Source organism: Pseudomonas sp. NPDC090208 (assembly GCF_044746785.1).
Classification (GTDB): Bacteria; Pseudomonadota; Gammaproteobacteria; order Pseudomonadales; family Pseudomonadaceae; genus Aquipseudomonas.
On sequence record NZ_JBIVCU010000010.1, the window covers coordinates 25,485 to 43,829 of the forward strand.

At 63.8% G+C, this 18,345-nt stretch carries 18 protein-coding genes; 5 read left to right on the forward strand and 13 right to left on the reverse strand.

Annotation, left to right across the window (positions count from 1 at the left end; all coding sequences use genetic code 11):
• Positions 1-167: 167 nt before the first annotated feature.
• The 9 genes from ACIPL0_RS17355 to arsC form a co-directional block, all read right to left on the reverse strand.
• Entirely contained in the window at positions 168-1,427 is a 1,260-nt protein-coding gene (locus ACIPL0_RS17355; RefSeq protein ID WP_400592366.1) for an FAD-dependent oxidoreductase, read from the reverse strand.
• Positions 1,424-1,660 (reverse strand): (2Fe-2S)-binding protein, encoded by a 237-nt coding sequence (locus ACIPL0_RS17360; protein ID WP_400592363.1) that lies wholly within the window; start codon positions 1,658-1,660, stop codon positions 1,424-1,426. Before ACIPL0_RS17360 ends, ACIPL0_RS17355 begins: the two co-directional genes overlap by 4 nt.
• Complete coding sequence (locus tag ACIPL0_RS17365; protein WP_400592361.1) at positions 1,653-2,786, reverse strand: NAD(P)/FAD-dependent oxidoreductase; 1,134 nt, start codon at positions 2,784-2,786, stop codon at positions 1,653-1,655. The genes ACIPL0_RS17360 and ACIPL0_RS17365 overlap by 8 nt, the downstream gene beginning before the upstream one ends.
• Positions 2,783-3,733: a 4-hydroxyproline epimerase gene (locus ACIPL0_RS17370; protein WP_400592358.1), complete on the reverse strand. Its 951-nt coding sequence runs from the start codon at positions 3,731-3,733 to the stop codon at positions 2,783-2,785. Before ACIPL0_RS17370 ends, ACIPL0_RS17365 begins: the two co-directional genes overlap by 4 nt.
• A 286-nt stretch (positions 3,734-4,019) precedes the next feature.
• Complete coding sequence (locus ACIPL0_RS17375) at positions 4,020-4,703, reverse strand: GntR family transcriptional regulator (protein WP_400592355.1); 684 nt, start codon at positions 4,701-4,703, stop codon at positions 4,020-4,022.
• Between the two features lie 92 nt (positions 4,704-4,795).
• Complete coding sequence (locus ACIPL0_RS17380) at positions 4,796-5,467, reverse strand: DNA-3-methyladenine glycosylase I (protein WP_400592352.1); 672 nt, start codon at positions 5,465-5,467, stop codon at positions 4,796-4,798.
• 205 nt (positions 5,468-5,672) lie between these two features.
• On the reverse strand, positions 5,673-6,086 hold the full coding sequence (locus tag ACIPL0_RS17385) for a DUF2069 domain-containing protein (protein WP_400592349.1): 414 nt from the start codon (positions 6,084-6,086) through the stop codon (positions 5,673-5,675).
• On the reverse strand, positions 6,079-6,684 hold the full coding sequence (wrbA, locus tag ACIPL0_RS17390; RefSeq protein ID WP_400592346.1) for an NAD(P)H:quinone oxidoreductase: 606 nt from the start codon (positions 6,682-6,684) through the stop codon (positions 6,079-6,081). The genes ACIPL0_RS17385 and wrbA overlap by 8 nt, the downstream gene beginning before the upstream one ends.
• Positions 6,681-7,034 carry an arsenate reductase (glutaredoxin) gene (gene arsC / locus ACIPL0_RS17395; protein WP_400592343.1) on the reverse strand — a complete coding sequence of 118 codons (354 nt, stop codon included), beginning with the start codon at positions 7,032-7,034 and terminating at the stop codon, positions 6,681-6,683. Before arsC ends, wrbA begins: the two co-directional genes overlap by 4 nt.
• Before the next feature lie 101 nt (positions 7,035-7,135).
• On the opposite strand from arsC, the gene ACIPL0_RS17400 reads away from it, so the two are divergent.
• Complete coding sequence (locus tag ACIPL0_RS17400; RefSeq protein ID WP_400592340.1) at positions 7,136-7,603, forward strand: TlpA family protein disulfide reductase; 468 nt, start codon at positions 7,136-7,138, stop codon at positions 7,601-7,603.
• A gap of 153 nt (positions 7,604-7,756) precedes the next feature.
• Here ACIPL0_RS17400 and ACIPL0_RS17405 read toward each other — a convergent pair whose 3' ends face one another.
• The 4 genes from ACIPL0_RS17405 to ACIPL0_RS17420 all read right to left on the reverse strand — a co-directional run bounded on the left by ACIPL0_RS17405 (position 7,757) and on the right by ACIPL0_RS17420 (position 12,783).
• On the reverse strand, positions 7,757-8,161 hold the full coding sequence (locus tag ACIPL0_RS17405; RefSeq protein ID WP_400592337.1) for an META domain-containing protein: 405 nt from the start codon (positions 8,159-8,161) through the stop codon (positions 7,757-7,759).
• Positions 8,158-8,595 carry a hypothetical protein gene (locus ACIPL0_RS17410; RefSeq protein ID WP_400592334.1) on the reverse strand — a complete coding sequence of 146 codons (438 nt, stop codon included), beginning with the start codon at positions 8,593-8,595 and terminating at the stop codon, positions 8,158-8,160. The genes ACIPL0_RS17405 and ACIPL0_RS17410 overlap by 4 nt, the downstream gene beginning before the upstream one ends.
• 247 nt (positions 8,596-8,842) lie before the next feature.
• Positions 8,843-9,826: a 2-hydroxyacid dehydrogenase gene (locus ACIPL0_RS17415; protein ID WP_400592331.1), complete on the reverse strand. Its 984-nt coding sequence runs from the start codon at positions 9,824-9,826 to the stop codon at positions 8,843-8,845.
• A gap of 203 nt (positions 9,827-10,029) precedes the next feature.
• A complete protein-coding gene (locus ACIPL0_RS17420; protein WP_400592328.1) occupies positions 10,030-12,783 on the reverse strand; it encodes a response regulator in 2,754 nt (917 codons plus the stop codon).
• Between the two features lie 246 nt (positions 12,784-13,029).
• On the opposite strand from ACIPL0_RS17420, the gene ACIPL0_RS17425 reads away from it, so the two are divergent.
• The 4 genes from ACIPL0_RS17425 (at position 13,030) to rlmD (ending at position 18,279) form a co-directional block, all read left to right on the forward strand.
• On the forward strand, positions 13,030-13,776 hold the full coding sequence (locus tag ACIPL0_RS17425) for a response regulator transcription factor (RefSeq protein ID WP_400592325.1): 747 nt from the start codon (positions 13,030-13,032) through the stop codon (positions 13,774-13,776).
• A complete protein-coding gene (locus ACIPL0_RS17430) occupies positions 13,769-15,148 on the forward strand; it encodes a histidine kinase sensor domain-containing protein (protein ID WP_400592323.1) in 1,380 nt (459 codons plus the stop codon). The genes ACIPL0_RS17425 and ACIPL0_RS17430 overlap by 8 nt, the downstream gene beginning before the upstream one ends.
• Positions 15,149-16,021: 873 nt before the next feature.
• Positions 16,022-16,924: a cysteine synthase CysM gene (gene cysM / locus ACIPL0_RS17435; protein WP_400592320.1), complete on the forward strand. Its 903-nt coding sequence runs from the start codon at positions 16,022-16,024 to the stop codon at positions 16,922-16,924.
• Positions 16,924-18,279, forward strand: a complete 1,356-nt coding sequence (gene rlmD / locus ACIPL0_RS17440) for a 23S rRNA (uracil(1939)-C(5))-methyltransferase RlmD (protein WP_400592317.1) — start codon at positions 16,924-16,926, stop codon at positions 18,277-18,279. Before cysM ends, rlmD begins: the two co-directional genes overlap by 1 nt.
• Positions 18,280-18,345: the final 66 nt, after the last annotated feature.

Consider the following 18,345-nt stretch of genomic DNA (forward strand, 5'->3'; position numbering starts at 1 on the left):
GTGAGGCCGATGATGCGGTATTGGAGAGGGAAGCAGCAACGGATGTGACGCCTTTGTAGGAGTGAGCTTGCTCGCGATGGCGTAGTGTCAGTCACGAAAGATGTGTCAGACGGATTGCTATCGCGAGCAAGCTCACTCCTACAGGTTTTGTGGCAGTCATGCAGGCATCAGGTGGCAGGGTGGGTCTCATCCAGACACGCCAACGTCGCGATTCGCGCCGGGCTGAACGGCGGGCGGGGTGTCGGGGCCTCCCAGCCGAACAGCGTCTGCGCGGCGGTCGAGCAGATGCGCCCCTGACAGGCGCCCATGCCGCAGCGGGTCGCCAGTTTGGCGGCGGTCCAGCTGGACTGAGTCGCCAGCTCGGCGTAAGGCACATCCTCGCACCGGCACACCAGCGTGTCCGGCGCGGCCAGCCGAGCCAGCGCCGGGCTCAACGCAAACGCCCGGTTCAGTGCATCGGCAAACCCCTGCCAGTGCTGGCGCTGCGGCCACAATGCGCGGGCCTGTTGCTGCTGACCGCTGACCACCAGCCCGGCGATTCGTCCTTCCACCAGCGCCAGTTCACTGCCGCCGAAACCGGTGCATTCCCCGGCAGCGTATAGATCGGTAACGCTGCTGGCCTGCCATTCATCCACAGCAATCGCCCGATCCTGCACCCGACACCCCAACGCCTTGCCGATCTCCACGTTCGGCACCAGACCGAAACCGCAGGCCAGCAGCTCGCAGGGGATTTCCTCGATGCGTGAACCGACCTGTAGCCGCACCGCTTCCAGACGCTCCGAACCCAACGCCGCGAGCACATGGGACGAAGCGCGGTATGCGCCGCTGGACAGGCCAACCGCCTGCACCGCCTTGTGCGGCCAGCGCCAGAGGCTGGCGGCAAAACGGCTCACGGCGCCGAGCGATGCCTGCTCGGCGATGCGCCGAATATCGGCATTGTGTTTCTTTGCGGTCGCCGCCGCAGCCAGTAACAGAGGGCCGCTGCCGGCGATCACCGTGCGCTCGCCGCTCACCGGCAGGCCGCCCTTGATCAGCGCCTGCAAACCGCCGGCACCGGTGACGCCGGGCAGGGTCCAGCCGGGAAAGGGCAGCAGCAGCTCGCGGGCGCCGGTACAGAGAATCAGTTTGTCGTAGCCGAGCAGCCAGCCGCGCATGGGGTCTTCCAGCAGCAGGCGCTTGTGTCCGGCCAGGGCGATCACTTTGGTGGCGCTGTGCAGGCGGATATTGCTGAACCGCTGCAACTGCGTGCGCATGTCCTGGGCCTGGGTTGGCAATTGCGCCTGCGGGCCGTCACGCCAGATCTGCCCGCCGGGCAGCGGGTTGTCGTCGATCAGGGCAATGCTGGCGCCGCTGGGGGCTGCCGCCAGTGCCGCAGCCATGCCGGCCGGACCGGCGCCGATGATCAGCAGGTCGACGCTGTTTTTCATGGCTGCGTCTCCACCTGCATGCCGTCGCGGCACAGGGTCTGACAGGCCAGGCGGCGCAGGCCGTCGATGCTGACCCGACATTCCTGGCAGATGCCCATCCCGCACAAGGGGGCCCGGCGCTGTCCGCTGATCGAGGTGCGGCTGCAGCGGTCGCCGCTGACCATCAAGGCCGCCGCCACAGTGGTGCCAGGGGCAACGCGCAACGTCTGGCCGTCGATACGCAGTTCAGGCATGGGCGTGGGCTCCGATAAAACGTTGTGGCAGAAAAGCACTCAATTGCGCCTGCAACGGTGCCGGTGGCGCATGGTTCAGCAGTTGCGCGGCCAGCAGTTTTGCCGTGCCGGTGGCGGTGGTCACGCCCAACCCTTCATGGCCGACCGCCAGCCACAGGCCCGGCTGGTTCGGGTGTTCGCCCACCAGCGGCTGGCCGTCGGGGCTGGCGGCGCGAAAGCCGGTCCAGCTGCGGATGCCGTTCATCTGGCCCAGTTCGGGGAGAAACTCCATGGCCCGGCGCAACATGCGCCCGAGCATGGCGCCGTCAACGGCCGGGTCGTGATTGTCGAATTGCCGCGAAGAGCCGACGAACAGTTGCCCGGTGGGCCGTTGTTGTACGTTGAACGCCACCGACGGGCCGTTGCCCTGATGGGCGCTGGTGACGTAACCCAGTTCGACCAGGGTGTGGCTGATTTGCCGTGGATAGCGGTCGGTGATCAGCAGATGGCCCTTCTTGGCCTGCAACGGCAATTCCGGGCACAGCTCGCGGGCGTGGATGCCGTTGGCGACCAGCACCGCCCCGGCCTGCAGCCATTGTCCGTCGGCCAGACGCACGCGATTGCCATCGACCTCGACCACTTCGGCCTGTTGCTGGCGCACGTTTTCGGCATGCCGCTGCAACAGCCAGCGTGCGGCGTTTGGCGCGTAGAGGATGCCGTCGCCGCTGACTTTCAGCGCGCCGAACAAGCCGGAGCGCAGCGAGGGTTCGGTTTCGGCCAGCGCCGCGCCGGAGATCAATTCGCAGGCCAGGCCGTACTCGCCCAGCGCCTTGTGCTTGCGCTCGGCTTCAGCCATTTCTTCTTCATTGCAGGCCAGCCACAGGGTGCCGTTGTTGCGCATGGCGCAGTCGTCCGGCATCTGCGGTGCCAATTCGCGCCACAGCTGCACCGAGTATTCGCCAAGAGCCAGTTCTGCCGGGCTGTGATCGAGCACCACCAGATGGCCCATGCCGGCCGCAGTGGCCGCCGGGCGCCCGGCATCCAGCACCAGAATCCGCAGGCCGTGGTTGGCCAGCTCATCGGCGCAGGCCGCGCCGATGATGCCGCCGCCGATGATGATCACATCGGCTGCAGTGTCGTGTTTCAAGAACGGATACCCCAGGCGAACGGGTCTTGCTCGTCCAGCAACAGGGTGGCTTCGGCGCTGATGTAGGCGCGGCCACGGATGGTTGGCAGGATGCGGTCACCGACCTGACGTTCGCCGTGTTGCCACTGAAAGCTGCCTTCGAACTGGCTGCCGATCACGCTGGCCTGCTGCCAGAGTTCGCCCGGCTGCAACTTGCCGTCGGCGGCCAGGCACGCCAGTTTGGCGCTGGTGCCGGTGCCGCAGGGCGAGCGGTCGTAGGCCTTGCCGGGGCAGAGCACGAAGTTGCGGCTGTCAGCCTGGTCGTCGTCAGCAAACAGCTCGATATGGTCGATGATGCCGCCGTCTTCGCCGCGAATGCCCTGGCTTTCCAGCGCCTGACGGACTTTCCAGGTGTAGTCGGTGAGGGCGTCGAGGTTGTCGCCGCTGACGCTCAGGCCGTGGTCGGCGATCAGGAAAAACCAGTTGCCGCCCCAGGCGATGTCGCCAGTGACGCTGCCGAGGCCCGGCACATCGACAATGAAATGCTTGCGGTAGCGGTAGGACGGCACGTTATCGACGCTGACCGAACGGTCCTCGTGCAGGGTTGCCTGCACCGTGCCCACCGGGGTTTCGATGCGGTGTACGCCGGGGCCGATACGGCCCAGATGTGCCAGCGACACCACCAGCCCGATGGTGCCGTGGCCGCACATGCCGAGGTAGCCGGTGTTGTTGAAAAAGATCACCCCGGCGCAGGCTTCGGGGTCGACGGGTTTGCACAGCAAGGCGCCGACCAGGACGTCGCTGCCCCGGGGTTCGAGCATGGTTGCGGCGCGAAAGTGATCGAATTCGTCCGCCAGCAACTGCCGCCGCTCGGCCATGCTGCCACCGCCCAACTCGGGAAAGCCGTCGAGCACCAGCCGCGTGGGCTCGCCGCCGGTGTGGGAATCGAGGATCTGGATGCGTTTCATGTCATTACCTCTGCCAAGGTCTGGGCCGCATCAGCGGCCTTGAAATTGCCGCAATCTTCGTAGGAGCCGGCTTGCTGGCGAACGGCGGTGTGTCAGTCGCTATCGATGTTGTTGACTCACCGCATTCGCCAGCAAGCCGGCTCCCACAGGATTTGTGTTCGCCGCTGATACCGTGAACGCCGGGCTGATACGGGGCATCGAGCCGGGCCGTTGTCAGTCAGATTGGCGGGAATGCGGGGCAGGGTCTTGACCGATTTCGTCCGGGGGAATGACGAAATCGGCACAGTCAGATCTTGCTCAAGTGAGCGTCGGGCAGGTGGGCGTAGAGCGCGCGGCAGACGCCGATGATGTGGTGTTCGATCAGCTCGGCGGCCTTGTCCACGTCACGATCGGCACAGGCCTTGAGAATTTCCCGGTGTTCCTGGTCGGCGCGTTCCTTGCCTTCGTCGAAGCTCATCTGCACCCGCAGGTAGCGTTCGACCTTGTCGTGGATCGAGCGAATCATGTTCAGCAGAAACGGCCGTTGCGCGGCTTCGTACAGGCAGGTGTGAAACGCCCAGTTGAGCTCGGCCCAGCGCCCGATATCGTCGTCGCCGATGAACTCGTCGCAGATGGCGTTGGCGCGGTCGATGTGGGCCTGGGTCAGGTTCGGCACCGCCAGGCGGATGGCTTGCACTTCCAGCAGCACCCGCACTTCAAAGATCTGCGCCAGCTCCGGCTCGGAAATCCGCGTGACCACCGCGCCCTTGTTGCGCTGGAATTGCACCAGGCCTTCGGCTTCAAGACGCTTGAGCGCCTCGCGCACGGGAATCTTGCTGACGTTGAAGATCCGCGCGATATCGTCCTGGCGGATCGGCTCGTCTTCGGCGAACTGCCCGGAGATGATCGACTCGCGCAGGTATTTCGAAATCACCTCGGACGCGGAGGGCGCGACACCGAGGTTGGGGGCGTCAGAAAGAAGGAAGGGCACGCGGGCGACTCGGCTAATGGACGTATGGCGGATAATGTATACGATTTTCCATTTGTTACATCCGGTGTCGCCGCCTTCCCGCGAAAAAAAGATCAGTGGTTAACGGTGTAGGCCAGCATCATCGACAACTGGCACAGCGGCCGGCCGCTTTCGGCGTGCCACTGGTTGAAGGCTTCCTGCACCGCCGCCTGATCGCGCTGGCTGCTCGGCACCTTGTCGACGATGTTTTGCGCGTTGAGCGCGGCGACCACATCGTGGCTGGGGATGAAGGTGTCCTTGCCGACCATGCGCAGGAAACGCGGCGCCGACAGCCCGCCCATCTGGTTGCCGTGTTTGGCCAGGTAGCGCCACAGGCCGACCACGTCGGTCACCGGCCAGTCGGCGATGAAGTTGCCGAAACTGCCGTGTTCGTGGGCGATGTCCAGGATCAACTGCGCGTTGCGCGGCACGCTCTTGAGCTTGCCCAGATGGCGGATGATCCGCGCGTCCTGCATCAGCCGCTCAAGGTGATCGGCGCCCATCAGCACGACCTTTTCCGGATCGAAGCCAAAGAACACCTGCTCGAACGCCGGCCACTTGGCATCGACCAGACTGTGCTTCAGACCGGCACGAAACACCCGCAGGGCCAGGGTCGACAGGTAGCGGTCGTCGCTGATGGCCTTGAGTTGTTGCGCGGTGGAACAGGTCGGCAGATGCGCCTCCAGAGCGGCGGCGGAGCCAAAGCGGTTGAGGCAGTATTCATTCAGCCATTTGTAGTCTTGCATGCCCTCTCCAATAAATTTTCATGTCCCGCCTCCTGGCGCTGGCTGGCAGACGCTGGCGCACCTGTAGGAGCTGGCTTGTCCTGCGAGCGGCGACGCAGTCGTCGTAAAATCTATGCACGCGTTTTGACAGACATACCGCGTTTACCGGTTTTACGACTGCTTCGCAGCCGCTCGCAGGACAAGCCAGCTCCTACAGGTGATCGCGTCAGCTACCTTCACCCGCCAATCTGCGGTTGTACTGAAAGCGCCAGCGCACATACAGCAGCGCCGTGGTGAACACCGCCAGGCTCATGAGCATTTCCAGCACGCCGAACAGCGAGCGGCCAGGGTCGTAGGCGGCCAGAGCGCCCTTGATGAAATACAGATTGACCACGAAACAGGTCCAGGAATGCCCGCGCGGGCTGCCGCTCAGCATGCCCGGCGCCAGCACCAGCAGCGGCACCAGTTCGATGGCCAGAATCACCCACGGCCGGGCGCCGTGCAGGTCGGCGAATACCAGGTAATAGATGCACAGCAGCGCGATCAGCCCGAAAAAGCACAGCAAGGCCGCCGCCCGGCTCCAGCGCACGCGCGGTTGCAACCATTGCAGAGCGGGCAGGACCTTGGGCTTTTTAGCCACGCGATGGCTCCAGCAGCAACGCGGTTTTCGCCAGACGCTGACCCAGCGCGCGGCACAACGACGTTTCGTGGGCGTCCAGCGGGCGTTTGCCATCGGCGCCGGCATGGTGACTGGCGCCATAAGGCGTGCCGCCGCCGCTGGTTTCGATCAGCGCCGCTTCGCTGTACGGCAGGCCGGTAACCAGCATGCCGTGGTGCAGCAATGGCAGCAGCATCGACATCAGCGTGGTTTCCTGACCGCCGTGCAGGCTGGCGGTGGAGGTGAACACACTGGCCGGTTTGCCCACCAGCGCGCCGGTCAGCCACAGGTTGCTGGTGCCGTCGAGGAAGTACTTCAGCGGCGCAGCCATGTTGCCGAAGCGGGTCGGACTGCCCAGCGCCAGACCGGAACAGTTCTTCAGGTCGTCGAGGGTCGCGTACAGCGCGCCGGTTTCCGGAATGCTCGGTGCTACCGCTTCGCACTCGGTGGAAATCGCCGGGACCGTGCGCAGCCGGGCTTCCATGCCGCCCATTTCGATGCCCCGGGCAATCTGCCGAGCCATCTCGCTGGTCGAGCCGTTGCGGCTGTAATACAGGACCAGGATGTACGGCGTGGTCACGACAGGATCTCCAGGATCTTCTCCGGCGGACGGCCGATCATGGCTTTGTTGCCGGCGACCAGAATGGGTCGTTCGATCAGTTTCGGGTGCGCGGCCATGGCGGCGATCAGTTGCTCGTCACTCAAGGCGGCGTCGGCCAGATTCAGGGCCTTGTACTCGTCTTCGCCGGTGCGCAGCAGGTCGCGGGCGCCAATGCCCAGCTTGCCCAGCAGATCACGCAGTTGTGCGGCGTCCGGTGGGGTTTCCAGGTAACGCACGACGGTCGGTGCCAGGCCACGGGCTTCCAGCAATTCCAGCGCGCCACGGGATTTGGAGCAGCGCGGGTTGTGATAAAGCGTCAGATCGGTCATTTGTCGGTCGCATGTTGCGTGAGGTGGGCGCTATTCTACAGCTGTCATGACAAAGACCAATATGCAGTCTGCGTCGGGTATTTCGAGAAGGAACAGGCATCATGGCAAGGCGTTTGGCAGCAGCGGTAGCACTTATCGGTAGCATGTTGCTCAGCGGGTGCGGGGTCGATCTGGGCACCGATCAGAACGGTCAGAAGATCGCCAGCGACCGGGTCGACAAACATTGGCTGGTGGTCAATTACTGGGCCGAGTGGTGTGGCCCGTGCCGTACGGAAATTCCGGAACTGAACAAGCTGTCCGAGCAGTTGAGCGGGCAGAAGGTCAGCGTGTTCGGGGTCAACTTCGACAACCTGCAGGGTGAAGAGCTGAAGAACGCCAGCAATGCGCTGGGCATCAAGTTCACCGTGCTGGCCCAGGACCCGGCCGACCAGTACGACCTGCCTAAGAGCGAAGCACTGCCGGTGACGTACATCATCGACGACAAGGGCAAGGTGCGTGAGCAGTTGATGGGCGAACAGACTGCGGCCGGTGTGGCGCAGAAGCTGGCGGAGTTGAAGGGGAAGGGGTGATCCGCCTGGAGCTGCAGTACAGACGATGGTGCCTTGCCTCTGTGGGAGGGAGCCCTGCTCGCGAATGCGGCATGTCTGTCATGACTGCGGTGACTGACACACCGTAATTCGCGAGCAGGGCTCCCTCCCACAGGGATTGTGCCTGGCCTGAAATCAACCCTCTTCCAGCCAGAACCGCAGCGGCTGGCCTTGCGCCGGCCACAGTTGCAACTGGTTGATCTCGGACATGTCCCAGCGTTGCACCTTGCCCATGGCGTCGAGGAAACGTCGTTCCTGTTCCATCAAGGCTGGAGCGCACTGTTTGCGAGTGCTGCCCAGCGGGCCGAAGCTGATCGCATCGCCGTCCAGCCGGTACGCCGCGAACCAGTGGTTGCAGCCGGCGTTGCCATAGGCGCGGCCATCCTTGCCCAGGGTCATGGTCAGGTGGCTGTAATCCATCAAGGGCCGCTCGCCGATCCATTCCAGCACATAGCCGTGATCACGCTTGAGCGCGTCGGGATCGCTGGCGCAGCCGCCGAGCAGGCCCAGCGCGAGCAGGGTCAGAACGCGCCATTTCATGCGGCGTTCTTCGCGCAGGCCGGGCACAGGTGGTTTTCGCCGACGGTTTTCCAGCCCAGTTCGGCGATGCGCGCGGTGGCGGCAGGCTTGAGCGCCTGTTTGCCGGCCTTGCCGTCGACCATGAATTCGATGTCCTGCTCTTTGCCGCAGCCGTTGCAGTTGACCTTCCACTGATGAATCGCAAGCTCGGTGAACTTCGGACCGTCGGCCACCGCGACCCATTGGCCGGGCGGGTTGATCAGGTGGCGGACTTTTTCCACGGTCAGGCGCATGTACAGGTCTTTGCTGCCTTTGACAGTGACCAGCAGCACGTCGCCGTGGCTGATCGAACCACCGTTGCCGGTGACCTGATAACGACCGATTGCCAGGCTGCGGCATTCGATCAGGGTGTGGTGCGGGGTGAGCATGCTGTAGCGAAAATCGTGTTCGGCCATGGGGGTCTCCAAATAGGCGCGCATGCTAACACTTTAGCGGCCGACTGCCCGCTGCCGCAGGGCGGAGAACACGTCACCTGCGGAAAAACGCTATCCCCCTGTAGGAGCTGGCTTGCCCTGCGACCGGCGGGGAACCCGTCGTAAAACCGGTGCATGCGGTATTTCTGACACGGCCAGTGCGTATGGATTTACGACTGCTGCGCAGCCGGTCGCAGGGCAAGCCAGCTCCTACTAGGTGGGAGTGTGTCTACACGATGTTCTGCGGACTCCCCGCCGCCCACGCCGTGATGTTGTCCAGCGTGGTCTGCGCAATCGCGCCCAGCGCCTCGCGGGTGAGGAAGGCCTGGTGGGCGGTGATCACCACGTTGGGGAAGGTCAGCAGCCGCGCCAGCACATCATCCTGCAGCGGCAGGTCGGAGCGGTCCTCGAAGAACAGTTGTGCTTCCTCTTCATAGACATCCAGCCCCAGATAGCCCAGCTGCCCGCTTTTCAGCGCTTCGATCAGCGCCGGCGTGTCGACCAGCGCGCCGCGTCCGGTGTTGATCAGCATCGCGCCACGGGGCATGCGCGCCAGCGACTGCGGGTTGATCAGGTGGCGGGTCTGCTCGTTGAGCGGGCAATGCAGGCTGACGATCTGCGCCTGTTGCAGCAATTGCTCAAGCGGCAGATAGCGGGCGCCGAGGGCTTCGACCTGCGGGTTGGGGTAGGGGTCATAAGCCAGCAACTGGCAGCCGAAACCGGCCATGATCCGCGCAAAGGTGGCGCCGATCTGCCCGGTGCCGACCACGCCGACGGTCTTGCCGACCAGATCGAAACCGGTCAGGCCATGCAGGGTGAAATCGCCATCGCGGGTGCGGTTATAAGCGCGATGCAAATGGCGGTTGAGCGACAGGATCAATGCCACCGCGTGCTCGGCCACTGCATGGGGTGAATAGGCCGGCACCCGCACCACCTCAATGCCGAGGCGTTTGGCGGTTGGCAGGTCGACATGGTTGAAACCGGCCGAGCGCAGAGCGATCAGGCGCGTGCCACCGGCCGCCAGCCGCTCCAGCACCGGCGTGCTCAAGTCGTCATTGATAAAGGCACAGACCACCGGATAACCGTCGGCCAGCGCCACCGTGTCCAGGGTCAGACGGGCGGGCTGAAAGTGCAGATCGATGTCGCTTGGCACCTGGGCGGCGAGGAAACTGTCGCGGTCGTAGGTCTGGCTGCTGTAGAGGAGGGTGCGCATGAAGATTCCCTGTCAAAAGCACGAAGCCTGTAGGAGTGAGCTTGCTCGCGATTGCACAATTTCAGCCACCAGATAGGTGTTAGACAGAACGCAATCGCGAGCAAGCTCACTCCTACAGGTGTTGATTTCATTGGCGCCACCGCCGGCAAGCCGGACTGCTACGGACAATCTACATCCTCAGGGCAACCGCGCATTGACCCACATCAAGCACTCACCCGCGCTTCGATCTCCAGCCGGGTAATGGCTTTCTCCAGATCATCCAGCGCCTTGTCGCTCTCCGGTGAATCCTGCTTGAGCAGGGTTTCGCTGCGCTGGCAGGCCGCGCGCAGTTGCGGTACGCCGCAGTAGCGTGTGGCACCGTGCAGGCGGTGGACGCGTTCGATCAGGGCGACGTGGTCTCCGTTCTCGCGGGCGCCGCGAATCGCTTCACGGTCGGTGCCCAGCGAGGCCAGCAGCATCGCCAGCATGTCCGCCGCCAGATCGGCCTTGCCCGCCGCCAGACGCAAACCCTCCTCGTGATCCAGCACTTGCAGGTTGGAGCCGCTGTGGGCGATTTCGGGGTGCCGCTCCGGCGCCTGATTGCGCAGGGCCAGCCCGGTCCATTTGAGCACCACCTGCGCCAGCTGCCGTTCGCTGATTGGCTTGGTCAGGTAGTCGTCCATGCCGCTCTGCAGCAGAGCGCGTTTTTCATTGGCCATGGCGTGGGCGGTGAGGGCGACGATCGGCAGCGAGGTCGACTGGCGTTCGGCTTCCAGGCTGCGAATCGCCTCGGTGGCCTGACGCCCGTCCATGCCGGGCATCTGCACGTCCATCAGCACCAGATCGAAGGTTTCGTCCTGTACTGCCTGCACGGCGGCGTAACCGCTGTCCACCGCCAGCACGCGGGCGCCCATGTCTTCCAGCAGGGTCTGCACCAGCAACAGGTTGGCCGGGTTGTCGTCGACACAGAGGATACGCGGCGGCCGGCTCGACACCGGTTCCGGCATGTCGTTGCGGGTCTGTTTGGGGTTGATCAGCTCCGACAGCGCGCGGCGCAATTTGCGCGTACACGCCGGTTTGGCCTGAAGCTGGCTGTAGGCGTCCGGCACCGACGGCTGATACAGCGCCTGCTCGGTGGTCGGGCACAGCACCAGCACTTTGCAGTCGAGGTTTTCCAGATCCCAGATCTGTTGGCGCAGGCGCTCGGGCGGCAATTCGTGGGCCGTCACGCCGAGCACGGCCATGTCGATGGCGTGGGGCGTCTGGTGGACCACGGTGACGCCGTTGATGAGGTTTTCCAGATTGTTGAACACCATCGGTTGCAGACCGCAGTCTTCCAGTTGGTGCTCCAGTGCCTGACGGGCCAGGTCGTGATGTTCCAGCACCGCCACGCGGCGCCCGGTCAGCGGCGGTGCTGGCAGGTCTTCGAGGTCGTCGCGGGTTTTCGGCAGGGTCACGCTGATCCAGAACTCCGAACCTTCGCCCGGCACGCTCTCGACGCCGATCTCGCCACCCATCTGTTCGATCAGGCGCTTGGAAATCACCAGGCCCAGGCCGGTGCCGCCGGGTTGGCGTGACAGCGAGTTATCGGCCTGGCTGAACGCCTGGAACAGCGCCCGCACGTCCTGGCTGGACAGGCCGATGCCGGTGTCCTGCACGCTGATGCGCAGTTGCACCTTGTCTTCGTGCTCGTCTTCGAGCATCGCGCGGGCAACGATGGTGCCTTCACGAGTGAATTTGATGGCATTGCTCACCAGGTTGGTGAGGATCTGCTTGAGCCGCAGCGGGTCGCCCACCAGCGACAGCGGCGTGTCGCGGTAGACCAGGCTGACCAGCTCCAGCTGCTTGGCGTGGGCGGCAGGGGCGAGGATGGTCAGGGTGTCCTGCAACAGGTCGCGCAGGTTGAACGGGATGGCATCGAGGACCAGCTTGCCGGCTTCGATCTTCGAGAAGTCGAGAATCTCGTTGATGATGCTCAGCAGGCTGTCGGCGGATTTTTCGATGGTGCCCAGGTAGTCATGCTGGCGCGGGGTCAGCTCGCTTTTCTGCAACAGGTGGGTGAAACCGAGAATGCCGTTGAGCGGCGTGCGGATTTCATGGCTCATGTTGGCAAGGAACTCGGACTTGATCCGGCTCGCTTCCAGAGCTTCCTTGCGCGCCAGGTCCAGCTCGATGTTCTGGATTTCGATGGTCTCCAGGTTCTGTCGCACGTCCTCGGTGGCCTGTTCGATGCTGTGTTGCAGTTCTTCCTGAGCGTTCTGCAGGGTCGCGGCCATGCGATTGATGCCCGACGCCAGTTCGTCCAGTTCATGGCTGCCCATGGGCGGCAGACGCACTTCAAGGTTGCCGTCCTTGAGTTGCGCGACGACTTGCTTGATCTGCGAAATCGGCCCGTTGATGGTGCGGCCCATGCGCAAGGCCAGTATGGCGGTCAGGCCCAGGCCGATGATGATCAGCAGCGTGCTGGCGAACAGGCTGCGGTAACCACGCAGCAAGGTGCCGCTGTGGGACAGCTCCAGTTCGACCCAGCCCAGCAGGCGGTCGGCCTCTTCCGGCACCACGTCGCCGGTGAGATGGCGACTGCGGCCGAACACCGGCATCAGGTAACGGGTCGCGTCGTTTTCGGAGCGCTGCTGCAAATGCAGGCCGTTGCCGGTCGGCGCCTGATTGACCATGCTCGGCCCGGCGTGGCTCAGCACATTGCGGTCGACATCAAGGAACGACACGGCGCGCACGTCGGCCTGTTCCAGCACCTGGCCGGCGATGCGGTCGAGCAGCGGCTTGTCGCTGTTGGCCAGCGCATTGGCCGACAGCGGGCCCAGTTCGTTGGCGATCATTTCGCCACGCTTGAGCAGTTGGCTTTGCAGTTCCGACAGCTGCATCCAGGTGAAATAACCGCCCAGCAGGGTCGCCATCAGAAAGGTCGGCAGCAGCGTCAGCAGCAGTACGCGGCCCTTGATGCCCAGTTTGTTCAACACGCTTGCTTCTCCAGCGTTCTCCGGCGATGGGTGCCTGCAGACAGGCAAGCACCGCGCCAGGTCGCCTTGTGTCCTTGGGAATTGCCCTTGAGTCAGGCGTCCTGTGTCAATGTGCGCAGTGTAGCCACTTGCGCGTGGCGAATCGCGCCTAATTGGGCGATCAGCGAACGGCCACCGATGAGCCGCCATTGCTGACAGCCGCGCAATCTTGAATAATTGCCGTCTGAGAATTACTCGCAGACGACAATGACTCCCGCCAGCCACCACCGCCCCAGCATACTCGCCATCGAGGACGATCCCGTGCTCGGTGCCTTCGTGCACGAACAACTGGACCGTTGCGGCTTTCAGGTGACCTGGTGCCAGAACGGCAGAGAAGGTCTGGAATGCGCCCAGCGCCAGCCCTTCGACGTGGTGCTGATGGACATTCTGCTGCCGGGCATGAACGGCTTGGACATCCTCACCCACCTGCGTCGCCGCCACAGCATGCCGGTCATCCTGATGTCGGCGCTGGGGGCCGAGGCCGACCGCATCACCGGCTTTCGCAACGGCGCCGACGACTACCTGCCCAAGCCGTTCAGCGTCGACGAGCTGCGGGTGCGCATCGAAGCGATCCTGCGCCGGGTCGAGCTGGAGCGGCGCTTCCACGCGCTGACCGCACCGCAGCCCGTCACGGTCAGCGAGGCGGTCGATGTGGATCAACTGCTGTTCAACGAAAACCTGTGCGACGTGACCTTCGCCGGCCAGACCGCGCAGTTGACCCGCAGTGAATACCGTCTGCTGGAAACCCTCTGGCGCAGTCCCGAGGAGGTGCTCAGTAAGCCCTTCCTTTATCAGCACGTGTTGCAGCGCGGTTACTCCCAGCATGACCGCAGCCTGGACATGCACGTCAGCCAGATCCGCCGCAAACTCAAGGCCGTTGGCTACGAGGCGCGCCAGTTGCGCACGGTATGGGGCAAGGGCTACGTGTTGACCGCAGCCGAAGCGGATGGCTGAGCCGCGCTCACGCCTGCCGGGCAGGCACTCGCTGTTCTGGAAGCTCGCCGTGTTGCTGGTGGGCTTCTGCCTGCTGATGATTTGGCTCAGTTGGTACTGGGGCCGCTATATAGAAGTACAGAACGCGTTCCTTGATCCGGTCGCCAAGCGCGTGCTCAACAGCTATGCGGCGGAAGCCGAACAGGCATGGCGTGCGGGTGGCGAGCGCGGCATCGACGACTGGCTGCGGGAAATCCGCCGGCACGAGCAGGGTTGGGTCGGGGTCATCGGCAGCGATCTGCAATCGCTGAGCAGCATCCCGCTGGATGATGCTCAGGTTCAGCGCCTGACTTTCATGCGTGGCGTCGACTGGCCGATGAGCCGCCGGCAGAAAACCGCGCCCTGGCTGAAGATTCCGTTTCCCGACGACGCCAGCATCGGCAGTTTGATCATCGAATTGCCCGAGCGCTTCAAACCGGGTCGGCATGCGCTGTTCTGGCAGATGATGACTCACGTGCTGTTTCCGGCGTTGTTTACCCTGTTGCTCAGCGTCGGCCTGTACCGCGTGTTGATCCGTCCGCTCAATCAGCTGCGCGAACAGGCCAATGCCTGGCGCGCCGACAGATTGTCCAGCCGCCTGTCGCCACAGATGACCTCGCGTCAGGACGAGTTGGGTGAGCTCAACCGCGCCTTCGATCACATGGCCGCGCGTTTGCAATCGACGGTGCAGATTCAGCAGCAATTGCTGCGCGATCTGTCCCATGAACTGCGCACACCGTTGAGCCGCTTGCGGGTGGCCTGTGACAGCGAACAAAGCCTGAGCGAACTGCGTGAGCGCCTGAGCCGCGAGATCGACGGCATGCGCCGGCTGGTCGACGACACCCTGCACCTGGCCTGGCTCGACGCTGAACGGCAAAAACTGCCGGAAGAAGACATTCAGGTGCAGGCACTGTGGGAAATGCTGGTGGACGACGCCTGCTTCGAAAGCTGCTGGCCGTCGCGGCAACTACAGTGCGAGCTGGACAGCGAATGCTGGGTCCGCGGCCACCTCGATACACTGGCCCAGGCACTGGAAAACATCCTGCGCAACGCCATCCGCCACTCACCGCCTGCGGGCATGGTGCGCCTGGACGGCCGACGTGATGGCGAGGACTGGTTGCTGTGGCTGGAAGACCAGGGCGGCGGCGTAGACGATCACGACCTTGAACGCATCTTTGCCCCTTTCATCCGCCTCGACGGCGCCCGACCCGGCGACGGAGGTTTCGGACTGGGACTGAGCATCGCGCGTAATTCGTTGCGACTGCAGGGCGGTGACCTCTGGGCGGAAAACACCGGACAAGGCTTGCGCATGATCATGCGCCTGCCCGCGCGGGAGTTTGCGCTGGAGGTTTGAGGTTGTTGCGGGTGAAGGTGAATTACCCGTGGGAGAGAGCCTTGCTCGCGATAGCGTCACGCCAGACAACCCAGTGTCGCCTGACCCACCGCCATCGCGAGCAGAGCTCCCTCCCACGGCCTTCGGCCAGAATCAAACGCGGATGGCGCACACCACCCTGTAGCAGTCCGGCTTGCCGGCGGTGGCGATCTTGAGGACGCCTTCGCGGGCAAGCCCGCTCCCACAGGGAGTGTGTGCTTCGCCGGCTTTTGATCTGGTTTTTGATTTGGTTTTTGATCTTGGGGCCCCGTCCCAGAAGGCCGAACGCAGGCGATGTGGAGTGGGACGAGCGACAGGATGTCGCGAGAGCCGCGTGGGCCATGGATGGCCCATTCGCGGCGTGCCCACGGAGCATTGCCGGAGTGAGGGCACATCGAGCCTAGGCGAGATGCCGTATGGCGGGGTGGAGAGCCCTTGGTTACTTGGGGCTTTTCCAAGTAACTCGCCGTCAGGCGAAACAGGCTGCGTTAGCAGCTAAAGCGTCAGGCCAGACAAACCGAGTGCACAGGATTTACGACGACTTCGTCGCCGGTCGCAGGGCAAGCCAGCTCCTACAGTAGTCCGCGTAACGTGCCGGAGGCGAAACAGCGCTGCGTTAGCAGCTACAGCGATCAGCCAGACACACCGCACGCACAGGTTTTACGACGACTGCGTCGCCGCTCGCAGGACAAGCCAGCTCCTACAGCCGCTCGCAGGGCAGGCCAGCTCCTACAGGGGCATGCCATTACGCGGCTTATTCCATTTCGCCATATCCAACTCACTTTGCGTGATATGGGCTGGCGGCGATTGCCGGTATGATAGGCGACCCCCGCACGTCTGGATCGCACACTCGCCATGACCCTGCAGTATCAAACCATCGCCGATTGCGTCGGCAACACCCCGCTGGTGCGTCTGCAACGCATGGCCGGGAACACCAGCAACACCCTGCTGCTCAAGCTCGAAGGCAACAACCCGGCCGGTTCCGTCAAGGACCGCCCGGCGCTGTCGATGATCACCCGCGCCGAACTGCGCGGACAGATCCACCAGGGCGACACCCTGATCGAAGCCACCTCCGGCAACACCGGCATCGCCCTGGCCATGGCCGCGGCGATCAAGGGCTACCGCATGATCCTGATCATGCCCGACAACTCCAGCGCCGAACGCAAGGCGGCGATGACCGCCTACGGCGCCGAACTGATTCTGGTCAGCAAGGAAGAGGGCATGGAAGGCGCCCGCGACCTGGCTGAACGCATGCAGGCGGAAGGCCGCGGCAAGGTGCTGGACCAGTTCGCCAACGGCGACAACCCTGAAGCCCACTACGTCGGGACCGGCCCGGAAATCTGGCGGCAGACCGGTGGCACCATTACCCACTTCGTCAGCTCCATGGGCACCACCGGCACCATCATGGGCACCTCGCGCTACCTCAAGGAACAGAACCCGGACATCCAGATCGTCGGCCTGCAGCCGATGGATGGCTCGGCGATTCCGGGGATCCGCCGCTGGCCGCAGGAATACCTGCCGAAAATCTATCAGGCCGACCGTGTCGACCGGATCATGGACATGGCCCAGAGCGAAGCCGAGGACGTCATGCGTCGTCTGGCCCGCGAAGAAGGCATTTTCTGCGGCGTGTCGTCCGGCGGTGCCGTGGCTGGCATGCTGCGGCTGTCGCAGGAAGTCGAAAACGCGGTCATGGTCGCGATCATTTGTGACCGCGGCGACCGTTACCTGTCGACCGGCGTCTACGATGCGCCCAACTGATGGCCAAGCGTGATTCCGGCCTGCGTTTTCAGCCCAGTGGCGGCACGAAGACAACGCAGGTGCCGACTGGCAAGAAACAACGGCTGACCATCGAGCGTCTCTCCAACGACGGCCGCGGCATTGCGTTCCTTGAAGGCCGCACCTGGTTCGTCGCCGGCAGTCTGGCCGGCGAAGAGATCGAGGCGCGGGTGCTCAATGCCCACGGGAAGATTGTCGAAGCGCGCACCGAGCGCGTGTTCCAGGCCAGTCCTCAGCGTCGTCCTGCCCCGTGCGCGCATTTTGGCCGCTGCGGCGGTTGCAGCGTGCAACAGATGCCGCATGCCGATCAGCTTGCCCTGAAACAGCGCATGCTCGCCGAACAGTTGAGCCGGGTCGCCGGTGTCGAGCCTGAAGAGTGGGCGGCGCCGCTGACCGGTGATGAATACGCCTACCGTCGTCGTGCGCGCATTGCGGTGCGCTGGGATGCCAAGGGCAAGCATCTGGACGTCGGCTTTCGCGCCGCTTCCAGCCAGGACATCATTGCCATCGACCAATGCCCGGTGCTGGTACAGGCCTTGCAACCGATCATGACGGCGTTGCCGGACATGCTGCGCAGCTTGAGCAAACCGCAGGCGCTGGGCCATGTCGAGTTGTTCAGTGGTTCGGCCAATGCCGTGTTGCTGCGTCACACTGCGCCGCTGGCCGACAAGGATCTGGCGGTTCTCCAGCAGTTCTGTCAGCAACATGACGCGCAGTTGTGGCTGCATGGTGTGGGCGAACCTGCGCCGGCGGATGCCACGCAGTCACTGGGTTATGCGCTGGAACCGTGGAATCTTGAGCTGGCGTACCGTCCCGGCGACTTCGTGCAGGTCAACGCACAGGTCAATACGGCGATGATCCGGCAGGCGCTGGAATGGCTGGCACCGCGTGCCGATGAACGAGTGCTGGACTTGTTCTGCGGGCTTGGTAACTTCGCTTTACCGCTGGCGCAGATGACGCGTGAAGTGGTGGCGGTGGAGGGCGTTCAGACCATGGTCGAGCGCGCCGCTGGCAACGCGACGGGCAATGGTTTGCACAACGTGAAATTTTATCAGGCGGATCTGTCGCAGCCTCTGGACAAGGCGGCCTGGGTGGCGGATGGTTTCGACGCAGTACTGCTCGATCCTCCCCGTGACGGGGCGTTCGAGGTGGTCGGCAAACTCAAGTCACTGGGTGCCGAACGGTTGGTGTATGTGTCGTGCAATCCGGCAACTTTGGCGCGCGACACGGTCGAACTGATCAGGCAGGGCTACCGATTAAAACGTGCCGGAATCCTCGACATGTTTCCACAGACGGCACATGTCGAGGCGATGGCTTTATTTGAAGCGGGTAAGTGAGGCGACGGCCCAGGGAAACACGCCGTCGCTCACATGGAATCCCGTTTAATCCGACCGGCCCGCGCA